We start from the raw sequence: 23,689 nt of genomic DNA, 5'->3' as shown, positions 1-23,689 counted from the left end.
TATTAAATCATCAATCTTCCTCCATTTATGTCTATAACTACCCCAGTAAGATAACTTGATTGAGGCGTAACTAGAAATTCAACAGTATTTGCTACTTCTTCAGGCGTACCTAATCGTCTCAATGGAATATTATTTACTATTTGTTGGTTGACTTCTTTTGGAACGTCTTTGATCATAGGTGTTTCAATACGACCAGGAGCAACTGCGTTAACATAAATTCCACTTGGACCTAGTTCTCCAGCCATTTGACGTGTAAGAGAAATCAGTCCTGCTTTACTAACGGCATAATGTGCTCCAGTGATGGCACTATAGGATCTTCCTGCTTGAGAAGCAATATTTACTATATGACCACTGTTATTTTCCTTCATCAATCTTGCTGCAATCTGCGAGCAATAAAACGCTCCGTGTAAATTAATGTTTATTACCCTAAGCCATTCTTCCACATTTATATCTTCTACTGGTACTCGTCCATTTTCTCCTTTTGGAGAAATGCCTGCTCCATTTACAAGAATATCCAATCGACCAAATTTTTCTTTAATAACCTTTCCAACACTTTCAACAGCTTTTTTATCAGAGACATCCAGTTGTAATGGCAAAACTCCAAAACCTAAATCGTTTAATTGTATAGAAAGATTTTTAGCACGATCAAAATCAACATCAGTAACAACAACATTACTCCCTGATTTTGCTAAAAGGGTGCTTATTGCACTTCCAATACTCCCGGTAGCTCCAGTTATCCAGCTGACAGTATTGTTTAAATTCCCCATAAAGACTCTCCTCTTGATAACGCTAATATTTTAACGTAAACTAAAATTAAATTATCAATTTATTAGATCCATAGATTCTTTGTTGAAATCTACATAAAAAAATTAAAACAATAAATGGTCCATTAGGATATCCCCCCAGCATTATATTGTGAATATTGAAATATTGATTGACTTAAGTGTAAAAAATAGTTATCGATATGTAAAATACCAAAAAAATATGGTATCCATACAAAATACATATGTTTTATGTATCAAAATTCATCATGACCGAATGAATATAAACAGCAAAAAATCCATCCCCGAAAAGGAGATGAATTAATATTTTTTCTGAATTAAACCCAACTTTTATGGGTTTTAATAAGAAAAGTTACTTAATAACGCAATATTTAATTATTAAGTTCTTTAATTTTAGTACCATAGAATTTGCCTCGTTTTTCCTCCAAATTACAGCGGTCGGTATATAAATATCTGACTCTCCAAATTGCACAACCTTTAAACCATCAGTTAATTGGTAACAACCAGATTGGGGAGCCAATCCAATTCCTGGACCTTGTTTCACTATTTTTAAAAGTGTAGAGGCTGTTTCTGTATGACCAATAATATTAGGTTTTATATTAGCTTCCTCTAGCATCTGGATAATTTGTGCGAAGGCACTATGAGTAGTACTGCCTTGAATCAATACTAAAGGCCTTCCTTTTAAATCTTTTGGTAAAACTTTTTCTTTAATCACTAATGGATCGTCGTTACGAAGAATTACTCGAATAGGATCATTTCCTAGTATAGAATAATTAAGTTCTGAATTTTGAATAGGTAACCGTGTAATGCCCAAATGCGCTTCTCCACTCTGTACTAAAGAGATTATTGAATTAGAATGCCCTTCTTTGATTGAAAAGTGAATATTTAAGTTTTCCTCCCATATACGGGCCAGAGCTTCACTTAAAGTTGAAGAAAAAGCGGGTAAAATGGCAACTGTTATGTTCCCAATACCTAAGTTTTGTGAATCTGACAAATAGTCAATTAGTTCGTTATATTGACGAAGTAAAGGGCTAACTTTTTGCAAAAGGAGTTTTCCTTCTTCAGTAAGAAGAACTCCTTTTTTATGACGCTCAAACAGCTTTACTCCCAATTCAATCTCCATACTCTGAATTTGTTGACTAAGAGGAGGCTGAGATATATTTAATTCTGTTGCAGCCTTTGTGATGTTACCAACCCTCGCCACAGCTTCAAAATATTTAAAATTTCTAAAATCCACAAGTGTTCACCAACCCTCTATTTAATAATATCAATCTATTAATATATCAATGTATAGAAGTATGAACACACGTGAGTTATTTCTCTATCCTTAAAAATAGAGAAGGACGCGGCTCAAATGAAACTGAAACGATATAACTAAGAATTTAAAGAACCGATTGTCGAGCTATACAGATATGGTGCACCTGTAAGGGATCTTCATCGCGAATATGGAATATCTGAAGTAACTATATTTAACTGGATTAAAGCACTGGTACTTGGTTAAAGTCGTGATAGCTTAAAACCTAACAGATAATGCCGACATGCAAAATGAAAATCTCTGTTTCAAAGATATTGATATAGGTCCAATATTTTAAAATCACCATATGCGGAAGATATGGTACTAATATTAGAAATATATTGTACAAATGTAAAGGGTATGGTTAGAATAAAGCTTAAGATTCTGAATAGCGTGTATATTCATAAATTATAAAAAATATTTTCACAATGAGCAAGTTAAGTGACTAATTTGAATAGGGAAAAGTAATAGACTATTCATATTAACTCTTCGGTCGTCAACTATGATGAGGTGAAGTAGAGAATCCAACTTTATTTTAACATATTCTGTAATCGCTTATATTTAAAAAATTAAGCGCTTACATTATTGAAAAAATATTTTTAAGGGGGGGTGCTTAGACAAATTTTTAAACAAGGTACACCATATTTACAATTGCATAATCACATTTTAATTAGGAAACTTCAGTAAATTAGTATTAGTATCTGTTTGAAATATAAATATATGAGGAGATGGAATTAATGAAGAAAATGAAATGGAAACATCTACTTTTAGCAACTGGGTTGCTCTCTACTATTCTAGTAGGATGTAGTTCGAATCAAATCTCAGAAGCTAATCCAGAAGCTTCTGCTGAAAATAAACTAGATTTCCCTACAAAATCACTTAACTTAATTGTTCCTTTTGCTGCCGGTGGAAGTACCGACACAGTAGGAAGAGGGGTGGCAGAAGCAACTCAAAAGTACCTTGGGGAAACAATGATTGTTGTAAACCGTCCGGGTGCAAGTGGTACTATCGGCGTAACTGAAACATCAAAAGCACAAGCAGATGGACACACTCTAGGACTAGTAACTGGTACAACCCTTGCGATGCAACCACTTTTAAAAGAATTAGACTACACTATAGAAGATTTCGAATTTATTTCAAGTGTTGTTTATAATCCTTTACTATTGGTAGTTGATGGTAAGAGTGATATTAATTCCATTCAGGATCTAATTAGTGATTCAAAAGGCAAAACGCTTAAAGTTGGTCATCCAGGCGTGGGTACGGTAAATGATATTGCTCATGCTGCCCTCTTTAAAACAGCTGGAATTAAAGTTTCCAATGTCCCATTTAAAGCAAATAATGAGTCGATTGCTTCTATTATGGGTGGACACATTGATATTGCAGCAGTTCATCCTATGGAATCAGCAGAATATATTCAAAATGGACAGTTAAAGGTTTTAGGGATCTTTACACCTGAAAGAATTGATCTATTTCCAGAGGTTCCAACAATTGCCGAAGAATTAGATAAAGCTGGAATCGACTTTGAATTTAAAGATTATGACTTCTCTGCTTGGTATTACTTGGCTGTTCCTAAAGATACACCTGATGAGGTTGTGACATATCTAAGAGACAATATGAAAAAGGTTATAGAAGATCCTGGTTTCAAGAAAAATGCTGAAACATTAAAAATGTCAGTTCGTTCAATAGTAGGTGAAGAAATTCAGACCCAATTAAATGCTATGAAAGAAGCAAATCAAATAATGATTGATAAGTTTGATATCGGAAAAGAATAAGAAAGGGTTTGAATCAATTAATCTATTGATTCAAACTGTCATATGAAAATTAGAGCCTTTTGGATCAGTAGGTGGTGATACTTTGAGTAAAAAATTGATAACGAATATATCTAATGTCGGATTATTTTTGTTTTGTTTATTGTATTTAATTTTTTCATTCAAAATGTCTTTTGGAAGACCTGGGATGCCGGGCCCAGGGTTTGTACCTGTTACGCTTGGCGTACTAGGTACCCTTTTATCTTTAGGGGTATTGATAAAAGAGTTAATGAGTATAAAGATAGTAGAGAAATTAGAAGATTTCACGAAACAAGGAGTTTTCCGATTTGCTGGCTATGTTCTCAGTATTGTCCTATTTTTACTATTCTATAAAACTATTGGAGTTCCAATGTTATTTATATTAGTTTTTAGTCTTGCTAAGACCTCCGGTTATCGCGGTTGGGTTTATCCTATTCTATTTGCAGGTATTTTCACAACGGTTGTTTACTTCTTATTTACTTTTCTTCAAGTTCCATTCCCTTCTGGGGATTTTTAAGGGAGGGTACAGATAAAAAATGGATGCAATTACTAATTTAACAAACGGGTTTGCTTCTGCTCTCTCATTAGAAATGTTATTGGTATGCTTTATAGGGGTATTGGTCGGACAAGTTACGGGTGTTTTGCCAGGAATTGGGCCAACTGGTGCTATGGCGATTCTATTACCGTTGAGTTTCGGAATGGATCCAGGGGCAGGTCTCATTATGCTTGCAGGGATTTATTATGGATCGATGTATGGCGGTTCCATTACTTCTATCCTCGTTAATTTACCAGGTGAAGCCGCCTCTTTAGTCACAACACTGGATGGGTATCAAATGGCAAGAAAAGGTCGGGGCGGTGCAGCTTTGTCTATTGCCGCGATTGGTTCTTGGATAGCTGGTACACTCGCTATCGTAGGACTGATGTTTTTTGCACCGGTTTTAGCTAATGCAGCACTTGCGTTTGGACCACCAGAATTCTTTGGACTAGGGTTATTTGGATTGATCGTCTTAAGTAATTTAACGGGTGGCTCCTTTGGAAAATCAGTTTTAATGGTGATTATCGGATTAATGCTCAGTACGGTAGGGGTAGATTTGGTAACAGGTGATGACCGCCTTACGTTTGGAGTATTGGAACTGTCAAAAGGAATCGATTTAGTACCAGTCGTTATGGGACTATTTGGTCTGGCTGAAATTTTTTCCGTTGCTATGGCACCTTATCAAAACTCCAAAATGATTAAAGTCAAACTAAAAGAGATGTATCCGAATAAACAAGAAGCGAAAAGATCAGTATGGCCTATAATCAGAGGGACACTTGTTGGGTTTCCGATGGGATTATTGCCAGGTCCGGCTGGGTTTATGTCTACATTAATTTCCTATAAACTAGAAAAGCAACTTTCCCGTCAACCCGATGAATTTGGGAAAGGGGCAATTGAAGGAGTTGCTGGGCCAGAATCCGCCAATAATGCAGCTTCAACTAGTGCAATGATTCCATTTCTAGCATTAGGGTTTCCGTTTTCTCCTCCAACTGCATTATTACTTGGGGGATTACTAGTTCATGGAATTACCCCTGGCCCAATGTTTATTTCTCAACATGGTGATTTATTTTGGTTAGTAGTAGCAAGTATGTATATAGGTAATGTAATGCTGCTCGTTTTAAATCTTCCTCTTGTAGGAGTCTTTGCTTCTTTAACGAGAGTCCCTGTTAAAATCCTTATGCCAATTATTACAGGCATTATGTTTATCGGAGCCTACAGTATTAATAACAGCATTTTTGATTTATGGATAATGCTGGCCTTCGGAATAGCCGGGTTTATCATAAAGTATTGTGGTTATAACCCCGCACCCTTAGTGGTAGGATTGGTATTAGGAACAGTTTTTGAAGAAGGTCTTCGTCAAGGATTAATGATGACAGAAGGAAATTTCCTAATGTTCTTTGAAAGACCGATTACAGCAACTTTATTAGGTATTTCTATTGTCATTGTGATATTGAACGTTCTTAAAATAGCATTACCGTTAAAAAAGTCCTCTGCAAGCAATAAACAATAAGAGGAAGACATTACTATCAAAATAACCATAATAAAACATTTACTTGCTTGTGGTGAAACTGATTATAGAGTCTCAAGGATCTCGCTTACTACTAGGTAGTATGAGTAGGATTCAAGGGACTCTTATCTATTTATCCAATTGTAGAATTAATATTAAAGTAACCCAAGATACGAAAAGGTGGGGATTGATATGTTTGGTCGTTTCACGCTATTTGCAGATTACGAACAGATATTAGAGCGATTTGATGTAGATGTTGCCTTTGATGAGGAAAACTACTCCCCTAACTTTAGTGTAGCTCCTTCTCAATCCGTTATTTCTATTTTCAAACCACTTTAGTAATTAGTAACCTACGTAATAAAACCACATTTCTTATTGAAATAAAGCACCCGTTAGTGAAAAGTACAACTCCGCAAAAAATTCTCTATATTATACAGTCCCAATTGTTTTATCATCATTTGTTATACAGGCAAAATTGAGAATTAGTATATAGAACGGATAAACTATCAATCCTCCCGTTGCTAAAAGACCAGTAACAGGATTGGGGGTATCTCCACCATTAGTTATTGGAAATAAAGATGCGATTACATAAATTAGAAGAACAAAATAGGGTACCCAAAGAATTACTGTGAAAAAGTTCGCCTTTCGTCCACGCAACCACTTTTTTGTTAAGATAAGGATTAGTATTGTACCACCTATAATCTTAATAATAAGCGTTATGCCCGCTAGAATATTAACCGTCCTAATTTCCCAATTTGTCAGTCTACTAATTCTATACACATTTAACATAAGTTCAAGAGGAACAAATACCATAAGAGCGTACAGAATACTAACAACATTTAACTTCAAGAAATATTTCATATAATAAGCCCCCAATAATAATTAGCTCTTATTCAACTAAACTAACCTGCCGCGTTACTTCAATAAGAAAAAAGGCTTTCCTCCTTCTTGAAGTAATGCATCCGCTAGTTTAAGTACATATGAAACCGACTGTTATCCAAAATAATTATTAAACCACCAAACAACAAGAAATATACCCCCTACTCCCCAAGCAGTGCTACTCCTTATCCACCAAATTACGGATTTAGCTTTTGAGGAATTTTCCTCCTTGTCCATATTTGCTTTTATAAAAGCGACCTTACTTTCCATACCTTTTTTCATAGTAACGAGAACAACTAATCCGATTAGCATGAAACCAGTAGTTATCCAGAGTAATAAGTCCACCTTCTACCCCCCCTTTTTTTATGAATTACTTTCCTTTCAATCTTCTTTATTCAACTAACTTGCTGCTTTACTTTAATACGTTTGAAACCAATAGATGTTCCAATTTTATATAAATTTTCCATTTATAATCAGAAATAAGCTTTATCCCTTGTTGAAGTAAAGCACTCGTTAGTTGAAGAAGCATTTTTTATCCTTCAAGTAAGACTACGTAAACAATTTCTTCCTCTTCCAATTCAATAATCAAATTATAGGTATCATCATCATTGGACTCATATATTTTCGTCCCTACTGGTAATTCAGTAGCTGCACCATCTTTAAATAACCACTTATTACTGGTTTGTCTAGTGATTTCGCCGAGTTCTTCGCCTTTTATAAGTTCTAATTCTTGAACCCTCTCTATGTTGGAAGCATTCAAATAAACTAAACCATTCCATTGAAAGATATCTGCATCTTCATTTTCATTTTCATTTATTATATCGCTTGCTGTTGGATTACCCACACTTTGTGAACATCCAGTAAGAAAAAATAAGAATATTAGACTAATAGTGATAGTTCTCATAACTAACCCCTATCTGTTGTTCCGTCCTTTGATTTAACTAAACTACTATTTTAGTTCATTAATTTACTCCTTCTTGAAGTAAAGCACTAGTTAGCCCTCTATACAGTAAACAACGCAGAAATACAGAGGTTGAGAAGCGTTTTAGCAATTATGAGCTGATACATCTGTAATTAAAGCCTATTATAAACACGACTAAAATCATGTGGCAAAGTTGCTTTTTCAGTCAAATTTTCTGACTTTTCATTGACCATTAATGACTTTCTTTTTTGTTTCTTTTTTAAAATTTTTTTCGAATCTTTGGTAGCGATCCCTTCTGCTAACTTATTAAAACAATAAATTAGTAACATAAATACTAAAATAGGAGGAATAATCATCCAATATTGCTTTGTCGTAAATACTTCTCTTGAAATAGAAATCATTCCGGATAGCTCATATATTTCGGGAACTAAACGCCCAGGAGAGTCCGGATAACTTCTTGCACCCCCAACAAAAAGAGATAATATACCTAAATGAACAAACATTTGTAGAACTTGAACCACATGCTGCGTCCAGTACAATATAAGCTTATTCCATAATTGAGGGTTCAAATGCTTGATGATAATCCAAATGAGGGAGCCCCCCATCACCACCGAGCTTTGTACATATTCTTTTTTCAGTGCATCATTCATTTCATTTCCAATGAGACTAGTTGTTACCGGTAATACAATAAGGGACATGATCATTATTTGAATAAACAATCTCTCCCCAAGAGTTGTTTCCCAAGCTCCTGTAGAAGTGGTCAAGACTGGTACAAGTAAAATAAACACTAATAATGTCAAAGGTAAAAAGTGCATACCATCAGCTATAGAGTTGATTATTTTTCTGCCTTTTCTGTTTAAAAAGAAAACATAAATAACCCCAAAGATATATCCAATTACTACACGAATGGTGGCAATAATCAATGTTACGAGAATTGTATAATTAATACCAACTAGTAGCTGTTGGAATATAGAATAGCCATATGGATCTGTACCGAATATCATGCTTGAAGATGGTGGGTGTGGAGCTCTACTCACAATTTTTCCGGCTTCATTATAGACAAAATTAATCTGTTCAATATGATCATCATAAAAAAAGAAATAGCCAAAGCTAATTGCTAACAAGGATAGTAAAATGAACAGCGGAATCTTAAAGATAAAATTATTAAAAGGATTAAGCTTTACCTTGAAACTCTTTATACTTTTCATCAGGAAGATAGATTTCCATTGTTCTTTATCAAATAAAGGCACATGCATTTTTTCAAAAAGAACATTTCGCTCCGTTTCTCCCTTATTTACCATTCTTTCTCCTATTTGATAAAAAATATAAAATGGCGTGAAAATGGAAATTAATATAAAGGTTATGCCCTGTGGACTAAAATCATTGCGTAAATAGTAGAGAATACCTTGAATACCAAAAAGATATTCAATGATTAATAAGGAAGACAATGTGAGCCAGACAATTGATTTTGATTGATGGAAGATACTTTTTAATACATTCGACGTACAATGTTTAATCAAAATTTGCATTTTCGATAACCCTTTAGATTTTGCAAGATCTACATAAGGCTGCTCCATCTCATCCGCGAACAGGACTACGAAAAGTTTAAAAAATAAAATAGTCGGCACAACAGCTAAGCAGAGAATAGGTGCTGCGTAAACCTTCTCCCCACCTAAACTATAAAAAGATAAAAAACGATAGCCAGTAATTAAATAAACTTGTACAACTGCAATTTGAAAAATATATATGTATGTGATATCAGGAATGGCCGTTAAAAGTTCAGAAACACGTGACATAAGCTTTTTAAAATTTCCTTTGCTACTTGCTGTCATTACAGCAAATAGAAAGGATACGAATAGAGAAAATAATAATGCAAGAACAAGTATTGTCATAGAATAAAGATATGGCCCCTCAAAGTAACTACTTAGAGAAAATGGAATGGTTTCTATTGTTGTTAATGATAAGTTGAATGATTTGTAATTGAGATGCCATTCAGATGGGGTTATCAAAGCTGTACATACACTAATAAACTCTTTAAAAAACAGTTTAAAATTGAAAAGACTTCCTTGAGTAAAGAGAATAGGTACACAACTTAATAAAATAATCCCAAATACACCCAGGATATACTTTTGTATGGACAAAATTAAATTTTTCATAATTCCCCCTTAATTCTTTGTATAAATTTCTTTGTTTATTTTTTTACGTTAGATTTAGAGAGAAGTTTCATTTTAAATTGAATATTGTGTATTTTAATTAATTTTGAAGTTAATAAAAAGAAGCAATATTAGTCATTCAGTTGTCAGTCCCCATATCTAATTATAGAACAGATCTATTCACGCATTGATGAAGCCTCATTAACTCGATGTGAACAAACTAAATGAATTAAGAATGGAAGATGTGAATTTGGTGGGGTTATTATTGGAGAATATATTTTTAAAAAGCTAGTAAAAAAAGAAGTGTTAATAATTTGTAGTAAGCCAAAGCTCAAAGATACCGTCGAACCTTACTTAGTATACCTAGAAGAAAAGCATGATGAAAAAGAAAATAGCCACCTAACGGTGACTACTTCTTCATTAGCAAGGCTAATTTTGCTTTAGATGGTGTTTCATATTTATGAACTTTTTCTGGATTCAAGTAGTTCTGCTGTGGCACATATAATCCACCACCTAAACCATAGATAGGCGTTTGTCCTTGCTTGTGCTTGGCTGTATAAACTCGATACTCTCCACCTTTAGGCAAATCATACAGTGCAACAAGTTCTTGCCTCGTTCCTGATTCCGTTTTAACATTTACTAGTTTGAATACCGTAACATCGTTTCTCATAGTTGTAATCTTACCAATCTGACCTACTTTTAATTCTGTCTTGCCCCACATAACTTTCGGCGATGCAGCATCAGCAGTAGCAGAGTTATACATATTTTCATCGTGCTAGTAATAATCTTTGTACTTCTAATCAACCCTTACGGTACATTGATTAAAGTGGTAGGAATCTCTATTTGGTCAGTAATTATTTTATTTGATATATACAAAATTAATAAAATCAAGAAAACGAGAGCTGATTAAATTTGAACGTTTTTTTATTATGCTTTATGTGTCATTTGCAACATAAAAACTCCCATTTCCCTTCTTCAACTAACCTGCCGCGTTAGTTAAAGTATATTCTTTCACAAACTTTTAGAAGTAGGTAAAATTCATAATGCTTTTACTAAAAATCAACTTTTACCTTTAACATAGCCAAATGTAAAAAGCATGTTTGTAACATACAGATTATCCAACATTTTTAGGAATCTCCCCATTAGAAATAATAAAGACAAAAAAGAAGATAAACAGGATCGATTACCAATACCTCCTATTCTTATCTTCAATTCCTGAAATACATGTACTTTTAAGTTTCAATTTCCTCTCTCATTTTATCCAACCCTTAATTTAATAGGGAACGAGTAATTTAAATTCAAAAACAACTATTACTGCTATTAAAATTAGAAACATTTCCGATATAGTCAAAATAGATTGTTTCGGATGTTCTGTATATTTCCATTCAAAAAACGCTCTTACTATATAATCCAGTACCATAAAAACAATTAAGGGAATTAATAAAAGGGATATTAATTCTTCATAATAAAACAACAGCACAAAAGAGAGAGTGATTAAAGTAACTGCAGAAAAAATTCTTAAACCTTTATCAATTTTTCGATGTGACTTGTTTATGTAATTAAATGAAAAAAACTCCTTTTTCACTTTCTCAATTTGGAGTAGGTTCCTCAGAAAAAGCTTAACTATTGAAATAAGGACAAAAACAATTATTAAAATTAAACATAATTTTATCCAGGACACTAAAATCCTCCTATTCTATTTATCTGAGGCTTTTTTGAGGAGAGAAAGTCTTTACTCCTGCTTGAAGAAAAGGCTCCCGTAGAAAAACACGACTCACTTAATATAGGAATGCTCGCCTCTCGAGGTTAACAAGGAATAGGTAGTACAATTCCAATTTTTTACACCAGTTGTTCTTGTGCCTTTCCAACCCATTTTCCGCAATTCCTTTGCGATTAACATATTAAAAAAACCATGACCAACTAAAACTATTGATTCATGTTCATTGGCGTAATTTATTAGTTGTTGTGAAGCCATGGTTGCTCTCAATTTCGCCTTACTATAAGATTCGCATTCCTTAGAATAGCCACAAAACCATAATATCCTTAAAATTACCGCCCAGTTATTTGGCTTTAATTTCAGATTAAATAATATTGTTGGATGAGCAGGTAATTCTGTTTCTCGAAATAAAGGATCCGAAATTGTTTTGGATACTGGATTTAATAAGCATGCTGAGTCAATAGACCTTTTTAAATCACTGGTCACTACAACCTTTGCAACTGCTACTTTTTCAATAGTGATTTGAGGGAATGTTGATACTTCAGTTACACCGTTAAAGTCATACTTTTCAACCCAATTCTTAAATTCTGCAAAAGTGATTCTATCATTTTCTGTCCATAGTGATTTACCATGCCTAATTAATGAAATCTCCATAACAAACTCCTTTAATTAAACTCGTTTTCTAAACCATAACTTTTTAAAATTCTGTTCGATTACGCATTAAATATATTATGCAGTCTCCAAATATTCATTTGCTAAAAATCTTTGAATAGAACTAATCCGCTACTATTTCTTCTTCAATCAATTCCACTTCATACGTCCTTAATCTACTATAGAACCTCGATTTCGCTCTTGTATCTAGCACGCCATTTTCAGCTAAACTCCATTTATCTCCATTTATCGCGGTAAAATAATAAGTTCCATTAGCACCATATACATATACATACTCTACTTTCTCCACGTCTTCCCAAGGATAGATATGTGTCTTGTTAAACTTCTGGAGCACCATTTGATCTTCTTGAATAGCTGTGTAACTGAGCGAAGAAGCATATAAAGAAATAAGTGATACAACCAATAGGGACCCAAAAACCCCGTACATATTCTTGTTTCGTTTCCATGCGAGCAACAATAGACCCGTTAAGAGTAGTGCCAATCCAAATGCAGTGACCCAAAAATTTACCGCTGGAATGAATAGAGCAATGTTTTGCTCTTGCTCATACAAAACAGTAGATATCACCAGTGGCAAGAAAAACACCACAAACGGAGTGCAAAGTCCCACAAGCATTGCCCAAATAATAAAGATGGTGCGTGGGGGTTGTTTTTCTGTCATACTATCGCTTCCTTCCGTCTTTAATATCTATATTATTCGGTAGAAGGATGAAAAAACTAAGGGTGTTATTATTTGTCCCACGTCTCCCGACCACCCTATACAAGTAAACAATTAAACATATCAGTCAAAAGATGATTCCTTCATATCAAAGCCTTTTTGACTGCAAGGAAATGCGACATTAAAGGAATGCCCCTTCTATGAAAAAAACAACTTGATTATCCACTTACCCAACAAAACAAATGGATAAAATAGTATATCTGTTAAGTCAGCAAAGAAATCAACTCTATCCGCCTTCTTATGTCTCATTTCGTATCGGGTTGCTTCATCCTCATTTGTGAATTTCTTATCCCCTACAATAAATACTTCATTCGCTTTCTGCTCATTTTCCATTTGATTATCCCCTTATGAATGTGTATTAACTAATCTACAATAAAAGTAACTAATCTTGTTTTTGCTACATTAATTTATTCATCCCAAGTACATCCAATGTTTTCTGTTGCTGAATGTCTTTGATCAGTACAGATAGCACAAATAGCATCCCAATAATTACCGAAAAAAAGACGCTGTTAACAATGAATAATTTGGTATCAAACATTGTTTTAGCAATGGCTTCCTAAATAACAGATGAAACCAATAAATAGAGCTAAACAAAATAATACGTAAAGCGTTTCATCCCATTTACTCCTTACATCCGTTACGTTTTATACGAATCAGAAAATTTAAAGTTTCAATTTTCTGATTATTTTTCGTATTCTTTATTGAAGTTAAGTACCGGTTTTGTTGAATTAGAAATTCAAACCTTTATTATTTCGTTTTATAAAGTTCCACTAATTTTTTCCCATCGCTAGTTCCGATGATTGTAGTAAGAGGAACGAGATTAATAACCACGTTAAAATAAGAAACAAAAATAAAACTATCTAAGTAGTTTCGAAAAACCCCAAATTCATATCCCATTAACAAATCTAATACAAATGCAGATAGAAAATTAAAGATTACCCCACCCAAGAAAAAGAGTGCTTTCTGTGTTTTACTAAATTCCTCCATATTCTTAGCAACAACTCTTCCACCTACGAAATAAGCTTTCTTAATAACAAAGAACTTCTTCTTCCATAATACTTCTCCATTTCCAATCGCAAATTCACTAATTTCTCCACCAAATAACTTAACAAAAAAAGCGTGCCCTGATTCGTGTATTAGTGCAATAAAAGGAAAAATAAACAAAGCAATAATTACGAAATTTATTAAAAAGCCCATCTTTCATCTCCCTTAATAATATCTACGAAAATGGGGGTAGAACGTTTCATATTTATAACTAGCTTTTGTGAAATCATAATTTAGACTTACAATTCAGTAGCATTCTTTAAAATCTCAAAGAATTCACTATCATTTTCGATTGTATAGTATTCGTATCCATCAATTAAATTTACTAATTTTTTATCCGTATCCACCCACATTGCATATCCTGTATTAAATGTAATATTTACTCTGTAATCTATATCTAGTGAAACATCTGTTACTCTTTTAAATTTTGCGTTTTTAAAAGACTCTATTAGTTCCAGTTGCGTTTCTTCTGGAATTTCAATTGGTGTAAATAGATCCTCTTTTTCTAAATCGTAACTTTGAATATCTACAAATGGTTTTTCTGCATTTAAATCTGCATAATCTCCTAATACGTCTGATGCAGAATAAGTCCTATTAGCGTTAGCAAAGACGGTAACCCACACCATCACGAGCAATAAAACTACAATTCCAATACCAATGCTTTTGATATTGTGCGATATTAACTCCACATTGCCACCGTCCTATTTTTATTCTTGGACCAAAATTAACTTAGTCATCCAAACACAAAAATCCTTCTATTTATTTACCTAACCAAAATCCAGAAGATAAGATATTAAGGGGTAAACGCGGGTTACACGCTAAACTTTATTAGAAGGAATTACAACAGCGTTACATGCTTTTTCATAAAACTCTATCGGACCTGCCTGTCCAATAATTGCATACTCATAACCAATATCACTCATGTCTTTTAAGCAGTGATGTAGTAAAGAAAATCCTATCCCCTTAACTCTGTTTGATAATGCCACGCCCATCGGACCGAAATAACATTTTTTATTCTTATATATATCATAAGCAGCAAACCCTACAATATCTCCGTTATCATCAAAAGCAACATATACCGGTAGCTTATTTAACGAGAATGCTTCACTTATAGTTTGAGACCACTCATTCGAAAAAATTTTTCCAATAAAATGAACTAGTTCATTAATTTCCTTTTTATTCACTTTACGGATATGATGGGTGTTAATAATTGGGACTTTATAATTTGCAATATGAGTAATCATATCTCTTGAGGTAGTGCCGAGGGATAAAATTGTTTTTCTGTTATCATCTGATAGAAAACGGTCTACTGCATTAGTTGTTATTAATGCTTTAAGCAAATTACCTTCATTTACATAGATTTGGTTATATTTTTTCATATAATTTATAGCAACTTCCAATATACTTTTTACTTCTTCCGTAACTTGGACGTTGAAAAAAACACTACATGTCTGATGTTGAATAGAAGTATCCTCCATCACATCTTTCAATAAGCTCTTGTCTAAAGTGATTTTTAGAGATATCTCTCCAAGTACTCCTGTTTTCTCATCTAAACAAGCAGTAAGGAGATGAAGAGGTTGTAACACCTTTACTCTTGATGATTCGGCATAGTTTTCTGCTTTCTTCCATATCCTTAGCATTCTATTCGTAAAATTTATATTAGAATTGCTCAGTTATACCCCTCCTAACAAAATTTTTGATAATTAGACCCTTAATAATAAGTACTTCTACCTCTTTGTTAAAAAGCCTGCTTCATTACAATAAATGAAAAAGTAAAATGAAATCTATTCTACTACAATCTAGGTTTTCATAAACAAAAGCTCTCTTGCTAATCTATTTACTAAAAAGAGGGGATACAGCATATTCCTAAGCTGTATCCCCTCTTCTTATTATATTCTAAATAACTTTTCACTTTAAATTCAACACTAAATAATGAAGTAATAATTGGACCTAAGCTAGTGGTGTAAATGTTCGATTAGCAAGTTCTGCATCAAGCATAAAAATGGCATTTGAATCGTTCTTAATACGAGATATTTTGGCGATCAACGTATCGAAAGTTGCCTCTTCTTGTACTTGTTCATCGATAAACCATTTTAAGAAAGCCATGGTTGCGTGCTCACGTTCCTCGAAAGCAATATCGCTTAACTCATAAATACGACGTGTTACTTCTTTTTCGTGTTGTAATGCTTTCTCGAATGTTTCTAAAACCGAGACAAGATCATTCCCAGGATTTGAAAAGCCTTCGATTGTCGCACGGTAACCCATATCACTTAAGTAATTATAAAATTTCATAGCATGGAAGCGTTCTTCTTCTGCTTGTACTAGGAAAAAGTTAGCAAATCCATCATATGATTCGTCTGTACAGTACGCTGCCATTGCAAGATATGCATGAGCAGAATAAAATTCATAGTTCATTTGCGCATTTAATGATTTGTGCAATTTTTCAGATAACATAAAAATCCTCCTTTAAATGTACTGTCAGCTTAATAGATGCTTTCATAGCATTTATTCTGTCCTTAAACTGCTGAGACATTCATATGAAAATTATTTTTATTAGCTAATTGCTTTTAATATGAATTTTAGCACCGTATTATGTCTAGAAAATAAAGTGCTTGATGGCAACTCTTTCGTGAAACACTTCAATCTAGAAAACTCAAATTACATAAAAAATCTGTCGCTTCCTTATATGCATCGTTTCCACAAAGGGATAAGGTTAATTTTCAAAAATTTGTTATTGTAATATATCTACCCAAATTTTAATCGCAGTCCCAGCAATCAGTAATGCTAATAACCATTGTAAAATCTTAACATTCATCTTTTGACCAATTTTTGCTCCAAGTGGTGCCGCTATGAGACTAGCAATAATCATAATAAATGCTGGCCAATAATCAATTTGACCCGTGATGATTTTGCCGACGCTCCCACCAATCGCCGAGATAAAGGTGATTGCTAAACTAGTTGCAATTGTCATTCGAGTTGGTATTTTTAAAACGGTTAACATAATCGGTACAAGTAAAAATCCACCGGCTGCGCCAACAATACCCGAGCCAATACCGACAATAAGCGCCAGACTACTAGCCACTACTTTGTTAAACGAAATGACCGTTGTATCTTCAACTGTTTTACGCGGTATAAACATCATCACTGCTGCAATCACAGCAAGTATGCCATAAACGACATTGACGGCTTCTTCTGATAAAAACCCTGATCCATAACTACCAATAAAACTTCCGAGTAAAATTGCTCCACCCATGTAAATTATAATTTCTTTATGGAGCAACCCACTTTTTCGGTATGCCCAAACACCGGCAAGTGATGCAAATAATACTTGAATAGCACTAATCCCTGATACCTCGTGTGCGGTGAATGCGGCAAGTCCAAGTAGTGGTGGGATGTAAAGTAGCATGGGGTATTTAATAATCGATCCCCCAACCCCTAACATTCCTGATATAAATGAACCTACAAATCCGATTGCAAATATAACAACGATAAATGTAATGGATAAATCCATAATAACCCTCCTTTTGAAGAATGAAAACGAGTAGAAATAGCTCTACTCGTTCTAGATGCTCGCTCTTATGCTTTTTGGATGTAGAAGAATAATACTCCATCTTCTTCTTTTTGTTCAACGATTGTATGACCGCCCGATGCAGCCCATGCTGTAAAGTCATTTAATGCGCCTTTATCGGTCACAAGTACTTCTAGCACTTCACCTGAGTTAATCGTATCTATTGTTTTTTTAGTTCGAACAATTGGCATTGGACAAGCTAAGCCTTTTGCGTCTAAAGTTTTTGTTATATTCATGAGTATTTCCTCTTCTCGTAGTTTGTATTTTGTAAGATTTTTTTTACTTAGCGTACTGCACAACGGTTTGGTCCAATTTCCATTTCTGTTTGTTCTTCGTTACTTGGCGTAACTTTCCCCATATTAACGTGGCGAATTTCTTCGTACGAATTTGGCTGAGGCGGTAAGTTATCTGTCACCATTGAGCGGAATACTTCCTCATCTTCTACATTTAAGCCATGATTTTCTACGAATAGATCTCCTAAACGCTTGCCCACTGTCCCGTCTTCATTTAGCTCTTCAATAATCATGAAGTGAGCAGGTAGTACGATTAAATCCTCTGCTAATGAGCGGTAACGACTATATAACGTCTGACGTAAATCTCTTACCCAGTCATCTGCAAGACCAGCTAAGTCAGGACGCCCGATGGAATCAATGAATAAAATATCCCCTGTTAATAGGTACTTTTTGTCGATTACAAATGATGTTGATCCAATGGTATGACCAGGAGAGTAAAGCGCACCTACTTCAATTTCCGAATTGCCAAGTTTTACTGTTAAGTCATCAGTTAAAGGTGTGAAATCGAATACAACCTCTTCTGCATCCTTTGACGGTAAGTAATACGCGGCACCCGTTTGACTAGCAATATGACGACCTCCTGAAATGTGGTCAGCGTGTAGATGCGTGTCAAATACGTGCTTAATTTGGACACCCTTTTCTTCTGCGAATTTTATAAAAACATCTGTAAAACGTACAGCGTCAATAATTGCTGCTTCACCTTCGTTAACTGCCATGTAGGAAAGACAGCCTTTTCCTAAACGGACGAATTGATAAAGCTCACCGCCACCGGAAAGTTCGCCTACTTTAACTGGCTCTATATACATCGACCAAGACTTCATCCCGCCTTCTAAATAGGCCACTTCAAGACCAGCTTCTGCTAGCAGTTCTGCTACCATGATAGATGAGCCTTCCTTTGCACAAACAACCAATATCTCTATGTCTGTTGGAATTTGTGGTAAGATTTCTTCTACCCCATCTAAAAGTTCGAAATATGGAATGTTTAAGTAATTAAATTTGTGGCCTTCAATTTTCCAATCAGCAAATGCATCTGCATTTCGCACATCTAAAATAAATAATTCTTTGTTATCAATGACTTTGCGTGCTACATCAGCCGCTGTCCAAATGTTTACTGTCATTATTTTACCCCCATAGGTATATTTTTGTTATTTTTTTTGGTTCTGGAAGCGAAGAGCTACCGGAACCAATAGTTAAGAATTAGATATATGGATAGCAGCAGCAACCCGTTAAAATGTTAATGTTGGTGCTGCATCTTTTGCAAATTCCAAGAAAGTAACTGCGCCACCCACTTCGATATCTTCTACAAAATCTGCTTTTGTTAAGCCCATCACGTCCATCGTCATTTGACAAGCGATGAATTTCACACCCAACTCCTGCGCCATTTCTACTAATTGTGGGATTGCGGGAACTCCAGAATTAGCGAATCCTTCTGCAAAGTGCTCCTTGCCTGCTGGCATTTCAAGTCCGTGCATACCTTGCTTATGAATAAGGTTTAACCCTTCAAATGTGAAGAAGATCGCTACCTCTTTTTCAGAAGCTGCTGCCGCTGTTGCAATATTAAATACTTTATAGGCATCAAATAATCCACCATTTGATGCAATAATTGCTACTTTATTGGACATATTATTCTACCTCTTTCTGTAATTCGCCTTCGTACCCTGTCATCCCAGGTAAGACGTTATAAATATTGTTAAAACCTTCTTCAGCTAATTGCTTCGCTGCTAAATCGGAGCGAGTACCTGTCCGGCAAATCACATAGATTGTTTCATCTTTGTTCAATTCAGTTAAGCGTTCAGCTAATTCGCCCATTGGGATTGACTTTGCACCTGGAATATGACCAAATGTATATTCCGCAGCCTCGCGAACATCTAAGATTAATCCTTTACCATTTAAAGCCTCTTCATTTGAAATTGTATGTTCAAATGTTTTTTCAACAGCTTCGTTTACTTCAGGATTGCATTTACGAATATAGTGATAGAACACTCCATTCTCTTCATGTGAACCAATATATTGATGACCAACTGTTTTTGACCAAGCCGCTAAGTCAGCCACTGAGCCTTTATCTGTCGCTTGAATTTCTAATACTTGGCCTTCAGCTACTTCGTTCATTGCCTTTTTAGTTTTTACTATTGGCATTGGACAAGCTAAGCCTTTTGCATCTAACTGTACATCCGATTTAACCATATGAACTCTCCATCCATACCTACTAGGGTATTAATATTTTTAAAAAAATTTATCTTTACTTTACTTCGCCATTCCAAGCGAGCATTCCGCCATCCATGTTCGTTACATCAAAACCATGCGATTGTAAAAGAGCTGTTGCCTTACCACTACGTCCACCCGAACGACATACCATAATATAACCTTCTGATTTATCAAGCTCGTTCATTTTAAACTCCAACAATCCTAGCGGAATATGAATGACACCTGGAATATGTCCTGTTTCCACTTCATCCACTTCACGCACATCTATTAACTTCACCGCTTCTCCAGCCTCTATTTTCGCTTGTACTTCTTCTGGTTGAATTGTTTTCATATTTTTCTCCTCCTAATATGCACTCATGCCACCACGGATATTCGTTACTTTTGTATAGCCTAATTTTTTTAACTGTTTACAAGCCTGATTTGAACGCATACCACTTTGACAAATGACAAGAATTTCTTTATCCTTTGGTAGTTTCGAAAAGTCTGATCCAAGGGGGATATTTTTAAATTGGCGAATGTTGCGTGCTTTATATTCACCGGGTGTTCGTACATCAACAAATACTTTATCATTATCATTAATAATTGTTTTAAGCTCTGCAGTCGATATAGAGGTTACCCCTTTTGTGGGCATTATACGCCAAACAAAAAATGCGACCACAATTGCAATTAAAATAGCTATCTTCATATATGTCACCTCTTATATAAATAAATTCACGGTACCATCTTCTGCATCTGCTAAATATGCTGCAACACCTGCGTACTGAATACCATCTAATAACTCTTCTTTTTGAAGACCCAGTAAATCCATCGTCATCGTGCATGTCACAAGTTTAATATCTTGCTCTTGTGCCAATTCAACAAGCTGTGTAAGCGTTAGAGCATTATGTTTTTTCATTACATGCTTAATCACTTTTGGTCCCATGCCTAGCATCTGCATGTTTGATAAGCCTAACTTTTCCGCACCTCTTGGCATCATTTTTGCAAACATTTTTTCTAAAAATCCTTTTTGAACCGCTACTGGTTCTTGTTTACGTAGTGCATTGATACCCCAGAATGTATGGAAGATTGTCACTTCATGATCATACGCAGCTGCTCCATTTGCAATAATGTACGCTGCCATTGCCTTGTCATAATCTCCACTAAATAAAACGATAGTTGTTCTTTTCTTCTCCATATTATCCCCTTACCTGTATAGGTATTTTTTATTTGAAAAATAAAAAGTCTTATCGACTTTTTACTAGTAGATCCACTGCTTGCTTAACTATTGCATTTTTGTCTAAAGTATCTGCATTCTCTTTTGATAAACATTCCACTAAATTATCCGTGACAATGACACCTATTGTACGATCCACTGCAGAACGGACTGCACTTAGTTGTGTAATCACATCTTTACAATCTTTCTCTTCTTCCATCATACGTAATATCCCTCTAAGCTGACCTTCCATCTTTTTCATTCTTGCTGTAACCTTTGCATCGTATTCCAATATCTCACCTCATTTTAATTTATTTCTTCATCTATCTCGCATTTTACTACCCCTTAGGGTATTTGTAAATATTTTAACTTAAGTGCTTTCAAACAATACTTTTAGTTACGAGCGAAATAGATGATTGAAGCAACTGAAATCAATACTACTACCCCTATAGGTATATGTCAACGTATAAATTTTTTCAATTATTCTCTTTCAACTTCATCTTCCCTTACCATTTTATTTCTCAGGCAATAAATGGAGTTCCGGAAACTGCAACCAAATTTCATAAGAAAAGCTACCCATAAAGGTAGCTAATTGTTTCAATAAAGAACCCCCGACACCAAGTTATTGAGTATAACTTATAGGAGATAGGGACCGTTTTTTAACTTTTTTAGAGGTGAACAAGATACCTCAATAAGTAAGTTTCTTTGACAGATAATACTGTTGATTATCTTTATTAGGATGTTCTTCTATTACGCCAACTACTTCATAACCATATCTTTGATAGAAATTTGGGGCCTGAAAGCTAAATGTATCTAATTGAATGAGATTGCATCTGTTCTCTCTAGCGATTTCCTCTATATTATGTAATAACTGTCTACCATATCCTTTACCTCTAAGAGATTCATCTACCCATAAAAAATCAATATGTAAGTGATACCAAAAAATCGTTCCTGTAATGCCTCCCAAAATTTTCTCTCTTTCATCTCTAAGGATAAAGCTAATGTTTTTAACTGGGTGTTTTACTTCATCTGGTAGCTTAGAAAGATTGTGTTCAATTACCTTTTTACGAATATAATCACTGTCTTCCTGATTCCACTGCTGAGTTATTTTCATAATTTTCCTCCATATAAGTTTGTGAATCATTATTTTACAAAAACAAATATTTTGTTTGTATCATTTCATTTCATTATAATTCTTTTGAATTGTTTTAAACGTTGACGGACTAACGTTTATTGTTTATTTGCCTACAAAGTAAATAATAAAAATAAACCCATTTATTACTAATGCTGATAAAGGAATTATGACAAAAATTACGGAGATAACTAATTCTCTTCTGATTCTATTTGAATTGGCTTTAACACTACTAAATAACGAAAATACTATTAAAGCGAATATAGTTAAAGTGCTAACTAACAAGATGCTTTGATTTATTTCACCAGTTAGCCTTGCCACCAAAAAAACTGCCAATAACGCAACAATCCCCAATATAAAGGATGCCATGAACCATTTAAGGAATGTATTTATATTGCCCACCTCTACAATAATTTTCATAGATTATCTTATTTAACACAATTGCAAAAATCTGCTGCATAAGTTGAATTAATATTAAAGGCACATCAATAGTCACACTCGATTACAATAGGCGTTGAAGAAGTGAATACAGTTAAACCTAATCACGCAGTACAACTAGAGTGTCTCATCCAATTTCTGAATCTTTGAATATGAAATTAAATAAACATTGCCTAAAACGTCTATTTTGTCTTCCTTTACACGAACTGCGCAATCTTTGTTCGACGCATAAATGTTTAGTTCTTCCGAAAGGAGAGATAGTTCTTTTTGAACCAGTGCAATGTTATTTTCAAGATCAAAATGAGAAAGTATGGAGAAATTGTCAAGACCGATCCCATCGTAAACAGAGCTTGCTTCCACTTTATATCCAAAGTTTTTCGAGCATAACCATTTAGCGGACATGTTTATTGCACCAGCGCTTGCCCCCATCACAACAGCGCTGCTTTTTTTAATCGAATCTGATAAATCATATTCCATCAAAAAACCATTCTGTTTAAGAGTATCCCCACCTAACAAAAAGATGACCGATGCATTTTTAATTATCGTTTTGGCCTCTTCCTTCTGTACCCGATAATTAATTAAATGATATTCATCAAACATAATGCCAGCCTGCTCAAGCCACGAGCGTTCCGTAGAACCATCATCTTCATAAATAGATGGATTCGAGCTAATCATAGCCAATGATTTTCTATCAGTTATATCCTCCAGTAGCACCCTACTCAGATTCTCTGGAAAGAAATTGTTAAACCACCCTAAATAATAGTGAGTTTTCATAAGTACCTCCGTAGCAAGTGTAAATAATGCATATTCATTGCGTCACTTACTGTATTTTCTTATTGATTCAAATCCCCTTG

Annotated in this window: 32 protein-coding genes and 1 pseudogene; 5 read left to right on the top strand and 28 right to left on the bottom strand. The window is 34.5% G+C overall.

Annotated elements, in window-relative coordinates:
- Positions 1 to 2 precede the first annotated feature (2 nt).
- Together BM260_RS00605 and BM260_RS00600 are read right to left on the bottom strand one after the other, a co-directional pair.
- Positions 3 to 767: an SDR family NAD(P)-dependent oxidoreductase gene (locus tag BM260_RS00605; RefSeq protein WP_093533986.1), complete on the bottom strand. Its 765-nt coding sequence runs from the start codon at positions 765 to 767 to the stop codon at positions 3 to 5.
- Between the two features lie 367 nt (positions 768 to 1,134).
- Positions 1,135 to 2,019 carry a LysR family transcriptional regulator gene (locus tag BM260_RS00600; protein ID WP_093533984.1) on the bottom strand — a complete coding sequence of 295 codons (885 nt, stop codon included), beginning with the start codon at positions 2,017 to 2,019 and terminating at the stop codon, positions 1,135 to 1,137.
- A 153-nt stretch (positions 2,020 to 2,172) separates the two neighbouring features.
- Between BM260_RS00600 and BM260_RS18895 the strand changes: the two are divergent.
- From BM260_RS18895 to BM260_RS18140, 5 genes and pseudogenes are all read left to right on the top strand, one after another.
- Positions 2,173 to 2,283, top strand: a pseudogene (locus BM260_RS18895) (hypothetical protein); the annotation flags it as partial.
- Positions 2,284 to 2,813: 530 nt separating this feature from the next.
- Positions 2,814 to 3,848 (top strand): tripartite tricarboxylate transporter substrate binding protein, encoded by a 1,035-nt coding sequence (locus BM260_RS00595; RefSeq protein ID WP_175496138.1) that lies wholly within the window; start codon positions 2,814 to 2,816, stop codon positions 3,846 to 3,848.
- Between the two features lie 82 nt (positions 3,849 to 3,930).
- On the top strand, positions 3,931 to 4,380 hold the full coding sequence (locus tag BM260_RS00590) for a tripartite tricarboxylate transporter TctB family protein (protein WP_093533980.1): 450 nt from the start codon (positions 3,931 to 3,933) through the stop codon (positions 4,378 to 4,380).
- Between the two features lie 19 nt (positions 4,381 to 4,399).
- The gene (locus BM260_RS00585; RefSeq protein ID WP_093533978.1) at positions 4,400 to 5,908 is read left to right on the top strand and encodes a tripartite tricarboxylate transporter permease; all 1,509 of its coding nucleotides are present in this window, start codon (positions 4,400 to 4,402) and stop codon (positions 5,906 to 5,908) included.
- 189 nt (positions 5,909 to 6,097) lie between these two features.
- On the top strand, positions 6,098 to 6,244 hold the full coding sequence (locus tag BM260_RS18140) for an SOS response-associated peptidase (RefSeq protein WP_139219883.1): 147 nt from the start codon (positions 6,098 to 6,100) through the stop codon (positions 6,242 to 6,244).
- Positions 6,245 to 6,334: 90 nt separating this feature from the next.
- Here the strand turns inward: BM260_RS18140 and BM260_RS00580 are convergent, their stop codons facing one another.
- The 26 genes from BM260_RS00580 to BM260_RS00460 form a co-directional block, all read right to left on the bottom strand.
- Positions 6,335 to 6,766, bottom strand: a complete 432-nt coding sequence (locus tag BM260_RS00580) for a hypothetical protein (RefSeq protein WP_093533976.1) — start codon at positions 6,764 to 6,766, stop codon at positions 6,335 to 6,337.
- 132 nt (positions 6,767 to 6,898) lie between these two features.
- Positions 6,899 to 7,129 carry a hypothetical protein gene (locus BM260_RS00575; protein ID WP_093533974.1) on the bottom strand — a complete coding sequence of 77 codons (231 nt, stop codon included), beginning with the start codon at positions 7,127 to 7,129 and terminating at the stop codon, positions 6,899 to 6,901.
- 187 nt (positions 7,130 to 7,316) lie between these two features.
- The gene (locus BM260_RS00570; RefSeq protein WP_093533972.1) at positions 7,317 to 7,688 is read right to left on the bottom strand and encodes a putative periplasmic lipoprotein; all 372 of its coding nucleotides are present in this window, start codon (positions 7,686 to 7,688) and stop codon (positions 7,317 to 7,319) included.
- Between the two features lie 170 nt (positions 7,689 to 7,858).
- Positions 7,859 to 9,862 (bottom strand): ABC transporter permease subunit, encoded by a 2,004-nt coding sequence (locus BM260_RS00565; protein ID WP_093533970.1) that lies wholly within the window; start codon positions 9,860 to 9,862, stop codon positions 7,859 to 7,861.
- A gap of 406 nt (positions 9,863 to 10,268) precedes the next feature.
- A complete protein-coding gene (locus tag BM260_RS00560) occupies positions 10,269 to 10,622 on the bottom strand; it encodes a hypothetical protein (RefSeq protein ID WP_093533968.1) in 354 nt (117 codons plus the stop codon).
- Between the two features lie 510 nt (positions 10,623 to 11,132).
- Positions 11,133 to 11,540, bottom strand: a complete 408-nt coding sequence (locus BM260_RS00555; protein WP_093533966.1) for a DUF4181 domain-containing protein — start codon at positions 11,538 to 11,540, stop codon at positions 11,133 to 11,135.
- Positions 11,541 to 11,633: 93 nt separating this feature from the next.
- Positions 11,634 to 12,230 (bottom strand): histidine phosphatase family protein, encoded by a 597-nt coding sequence (locus BM260_RS00550; RefSeq protein ID WP_093533964.1) that lies wholly within the window; start codon positions 12,228 to 12,230, stop codon positions 11,634 to 11,636.
- A gap of 121 nt (positions 12,231 to 12,351) precedes the next feature.
- Positions 12,352 to 12,906, bottom strand: coding sequence for an LPXTG cell wall anchor domain-containing protein (locus tag BM260_RS00545; protein ID WP_093533962.1), 555 nt, complete (start codon positions 12,904 to 12,906; stop codon positions 12,352 to 12,354).
- 195 nt (positions 12,907 to 13,101) lie between these two features.
- On the bottom strand, positions 13,102 to 13,296 hold the full coding sequence (locus tag BM260_RS00540) for a hypothetical protein (protein ID WP_093533960.1): 195 nt from the start codon (positions 13,294 to 13,296) through the stop codon (positions 13,102 to 13,104).
- A 64-nt stretch (positions 13,297 to 13,360) separates the two neighbouring features.
- Positions 13,361 to 13,501, bottom strand: a complete 141-nt coding sequence (locus tag BM260_RS18285; protein ID WP_175496137.1) for a hypothetical protein — start codon at positions 13,499 to 13,501, stop codon at positions 13,361 to 13,363.
- Positions 13,502 to 13,710: 209 nt separating this feature from the next.
- A complete protein-coding gene (locus BM260_RS00535) occupies positions 13,711 to 14,160 on the bottom strand; it encodes a site-2 protease family protein (RefSeq protein WP_093533958.1) in 450 nt (149 codons plus the stop codon).
- A gap of 86 nt (positions 14,161 to 14,246) precedes the next feature.
- Positions 14,247 to 14,696: a hypothetical protein gene (locus BM260_RS00530; RefSeq protein ID WP_093533956.1), complete on the bottom strand. Its 450-nt coding sequence runs from the start codon at positions 14,694 to 14,696 to the stop codon at positions 14,247 to 14,249.
- A gap of 129 nt (positions 14,697 to 14,825) precedes the next feature.
- Positions 14,826 to 15,647, bottom strand: coding sequence for a GNAT family N-acetyltransferase (locus tag BM260_RS00525; protein WP_093533954.1), 822 nt, complete (start codon positions 15,645 to 15,647; stop codon positions 14,826 to 14,828).
- A 310-nt stretch (positions 15,648 to 15,957) separates the two neighbouring features.
- Positions 15,958 to 16,461, bottom strand: coding sequence for a ferritin (locus BM260_RS00520; RefSeq protein WP_093533952.1), 504 nt, complete (start codon positions 16,459 to 16,461; stop codon positions 15,958 to 15,960).
- Between the two features lie 277 nt (positions 16,462 to 16,738).
- Positions 16,739 to 17,518, bottom strand: coding sequence for a sulfite exporter TauE/SafE family protein (locus BM260_RS00515; protein WP_093533950.1), 780 nt, complete (start codon positions 17,516 to 17,518; stop codon positions 16,739 to 16,741).
- A 65-nt stretch (positions 17,519 to 17,583) separates the two neighbouring features.
- Positions 17,584 to 17,811 (bottom strand): sulfurtransferase TusA family protein, encoded by a 228-nt coding sequence (locus tag BM260_RS00510; RefSeq protein ID WP_093533948.1) that lies wholly within the window; start codon positions 17,809 to 17,811, stop codon positions 17,584 to 17,586.
- Positions 17,812 to 17,858: 47 nt separating this feature from the next.
- Positions 17,859 to 18,986 (bottom strand): MBL fold metallo-hydrolase, encoded by a 1,128-nt coding sequence (locus BM260_RS00505; RefSeq protein WP_093533946.1) that lies wholly within the window; start codon positions 18,984 to 18,986, stop codon positions 17,859 to 17,861.
- 108 nt (positions 18,987 to 19,094) lie between these two features.
- Positions 19,095 to 19,490 carry a DsrE/DsrF/DrsH-like family protein gene (locus BM260_RS00500; RefSeq protein WP_093533944.1) on the bottom strand — a complete coding sequence of 132 codons (396 nt, stop codon included), beginning with the start codon at positions 19,488 to 19,490 and terminating at the stop codon, positions 19,095 to 19,097.
- 1 nt (position 19,491) lies between these two features.
- The gene (locus tag BM260_RS00495; protein ID WP_093533942.1) at positions 19,492 to 20,052 is read right to left on the bottom strand and encodes a sulfurtransferase TusA family protein; all 561 of its coding nucleotides are present in this window, start codon (positions 20,050 to 20,052) and stop codon (positions 19,492 to 19,494) included.
- A 55-nt stretch (positions 20,053 to 20,107) separates the two neighbouring features.
- Entirely contained in the window at positions 20,108 to 20,404 is a 297-nt protein-coding gene (locus tag BM260_RS00490) for a rhodanese-like domain-containing protein (RefSeq protein WP_093533940.1), read from the bottom strand.
- A 12-nt stretch (positions 20,405 to 20,416) separates the two neighbouring features.
- Positions 20,417 to 20,758: a rhodanese-like domain-containing protein gene (locus tag BM260_RS00485; RefSeq protein ID WP_093533938.1), complete on the bottom strand. Its 342-nt coding sequence runs from the start codon at positions 20,756 to 20,758 to the stop codon at positions 20,417 to 20,419.
- Positions 20,759 to 20,770: 12 nt separating this feature from the next.
- Positions 20,771 to 21,247, bottom strand: a complete 477-nt coding sequence (locus tag BM260_RS00480; RefSeq protein WP_093533936.1) for a DsrE/DsrF/DrsH-like family protein — start codon at positions 21,245 to 21,247, stop codon at positions 20,771 to 20,773.
- 49 nt (positions 21,248 to 21,296) lie between these two features.
- Positions 21,297 to 21,557 (bottom strand): metal-sensitive transcriptional regulator, encoded by a 261-nt coding sequence (locus tag BM260_RS00475; RefSeq protein ID WP_093533934.1) that lies wholly within the window; start codon positions 21,555 to 21,557, stop codon positions 21,297 to 21,299.
- Between the two features lie 396 nt (positions 21,558 to 21,953).
- Positions 21,954 to 22,379 carry a GNAT family N-acetyltransferase gene (locus tag BM260_RS00470; protein WP_093533932.1) on the bottom strand — a complete coding sequence of 142 codons (426 nt, stop codon included), beginning with the start codon at positions 22,377 to 22,379 and terminating at the stop codon, positions 21,954 to 21,956.
- Between the two features lie 123 nt (positions 22,380 to 22,502).
- Positions 22,503 to 22,766: a hypothetical protein gene (locus tag BM260_RS00465; protein WP_093533930.1), complete on the bottom strand. Its 264-nt coding sequence runs from the start codon at positions 22,764 to 22,766 to the stop codon at positions 22,503 to 22,505.
- Between the two features lie 186 nt (positions 22,767 to 22,952).
- Entirely contained in the window at positions 22,953 to 23,609 is a 657-nt protein-coding gene (locus tag BM260_RS00460) for a Type 1 glutamine amidotransferase-like domain-containing protein (RefSeq protein ID WP_093533928.1), read from the bottom strand.
- Positions 23,610 to 23,689 lie beyond the last annotated feature (80 nt).

Source organism: Psychrobacillus psychrotolerans (assembly GCF_900115805.1).
GTDB classification, from domain to species: Bacteria; Bacillota; Bacilli; order Bacillales_A; family Planococcaceae; genus Psychrobacillus; species Psychrobacillus psychrotolerans.
Note: the sequence above shows the minus strand (reverse complement) of the source record. Positions and strands in the feature narration are given on the sequence as shown.

Bases quoted from the DNA above. Each gene is read 5' to 3' on its own strand.
- BM260_RS00545 (WP_093533962.1), bottom strand. From the start codon at position 12,906: ATGACAGAAAAACAACCCCCACGCACCATCTTTATTATTTGGGCAATG.
- BM260_RS00500 (WP_093533944.1), bottom strand. From the start codon at position 19,490: ATGTCCAATAAAGTAGCAATTATTGCATCAAATGGTGGATTATTTGAT.
- BM260_RS00460 (WP_093533928.1), bottom strand. From the start codon at position 23,609: ATGAAAACTCACTATTATTTAGGGTGGTTTAACAATTTCTTTCCAGAG.
- BM260_RS00495 (WP_093533942.1), bottom strand. From the start codon at position 20,052: ATGGTTAAATCGGATGTACAGTTAGATGCAAAAGGCTTAGCTTGTCCA.
- BM260_RS00480 (WP_093533936.1), bottom strand. From the start codon at position 21,247: ATGGAGAAGAAAAGAACAACTATCGTTTTATTTAGTGGAGATTATGAC.
- BM260_RS00560 (WP_093533968.1), bottom strand. From the start codon at position 10,622: ATGTATAACTCTGCTACTGCTGATGCTGCATCGCCGAAAGTTATGTGG.
- BM260_RS00505 (WP_093533946.1), bottom strand. From the start codon at position 18,986: ATGACAGTAAACATTTGGACAGCGGCTGATGTAGCACGCAAAGTCATT.
- BM260_RS18285 (WP_175496137.1), bottom strand. From the start codon at position 13,501: ATGTTTGATACCAAATTATTCATTGTTAACAGCGTCTTTTTTTCGGTA.
- BM260_RS00485 (WP_093533938.1), bottom strand. From the start codon at position 20,758: ATGAAGATAGCTATTTTAATTGCAATTGTGGTCGCATTTTTTGTTTGG.
- BM260_RS00535 (WP_093533958.1), bottom strand. From the start codon at position 14,160: ATGGGCTTTTTAATAAATTTCGTAATTATTGCTTTGTTTATTTTTCCT.
- BM260_RS00570 (WP_093533972.1), bottom strand. From the start codon at position 7,688: ATGAGAACTATCACTATTAGTCTAATATTCTTATTTTTTCTTACTGGA.
- BM260_RS00580 (WP_093533976.1), bottom strand. From the start codon at position 6,766: ATGAAATATTTCTTGAAGTTAAATGTTGTTAGTATTCTGTACGCTCTT.
- BM260_RS00605 (WP_093533986.1), bottom strand. From the start codon at position 767: ATGGGGAATTTAAACAATACTGTCAGCTGGATAACTGGAGCTACCGGG.
- BM260_RS00490 (WP_093533940.1), bottom strand. From the start codon at position 20,404: ATGAAAACAATTCAACCAGAAGAAGTACAAGCGAAAATAGAGGCTGGA.
- BM260_RS00520 (WP_093533952.1), bottom strand. From the start codon at position 16,461: ATGTTATCTGAAAAATTGCACAAATCATTAAATGCGCAAATGAACTAT.
- BM260_RS00465 (WP_093533930.1), bottom strand. From the start codon at position 22,766: ATGGCATCCTTTATATTGGGGATTGTTGCGTTATTGGCAGTTTTTTTG.
- BM260_RS00595 (WP_175496138.1), top strand. From the start codon at position 2,814: ATGAAGAAAATGAAATGGAAACATCTACTTTTAGCAACTGGGTTGCTC.
- BM260_RS00565 (WP_093533970.1), bottom strand. From the start codon at position 9,862: ATGAAAAATTTAATTTTGTCCATACAAAAGTATATCCTGGGTGTATTT.
- BM260_RS00470 (WP_093533932.1), bottom strand. From the start codon at position 22,379: ATGAAAATAACTCAGCAGTGGAATCAGGAAGACAGTGATTATATTCGT.
- BM260_RS00510 (WP_093533948.1), bottom strand. From the start codon at position 17,811: ATGAATATAACAAAAACTTTAGACGCAAAAGGCTTAGCTTGTCCAATG.
- BM260_RS00525 (WP_093533954.1), bottom strand. From the start codon at position 15,647: ATGCTAAGGATATGGAAGAAAGCAGAAAACTATGCCGAATCATCAAGA.
- BM260_RS18140 (WP_139219883.1), top strand. From the start codon at position 6,098: ATGTTTGGTCGTTTCACGCTATTTGCAGATTACGAACAGATATTAGAG.
- BM260_RS00515 (WP_093533950.1), bottom strand. From the start codon at position 17,518: ATGGATTTATCCATTACATTTATCGTTGTTATATTTGCAATCGGATTT.
- BM260_RS00550 (WP_093533964.1), bottom strand. From the start codon at position 12,230: ATGGAGATTTCATTAATTAGGCATGGTAAATCACTATGGACAGAAAAT.
- BM260_RS00540 (WP_093533960.1), bottom strand. From the start codon at position 13,296: ATGGAAAATGAGCAGAAAGCGAATGAAGTATTTATTGTAGGGGATAAG.
- BM260_RS00585 (WP_093533978.1), top strand. From the start codon at position 4,400: ATGGATGCAATTACTAATTTAACAAACGGGTTTGCTTCTGCTCTCTCA.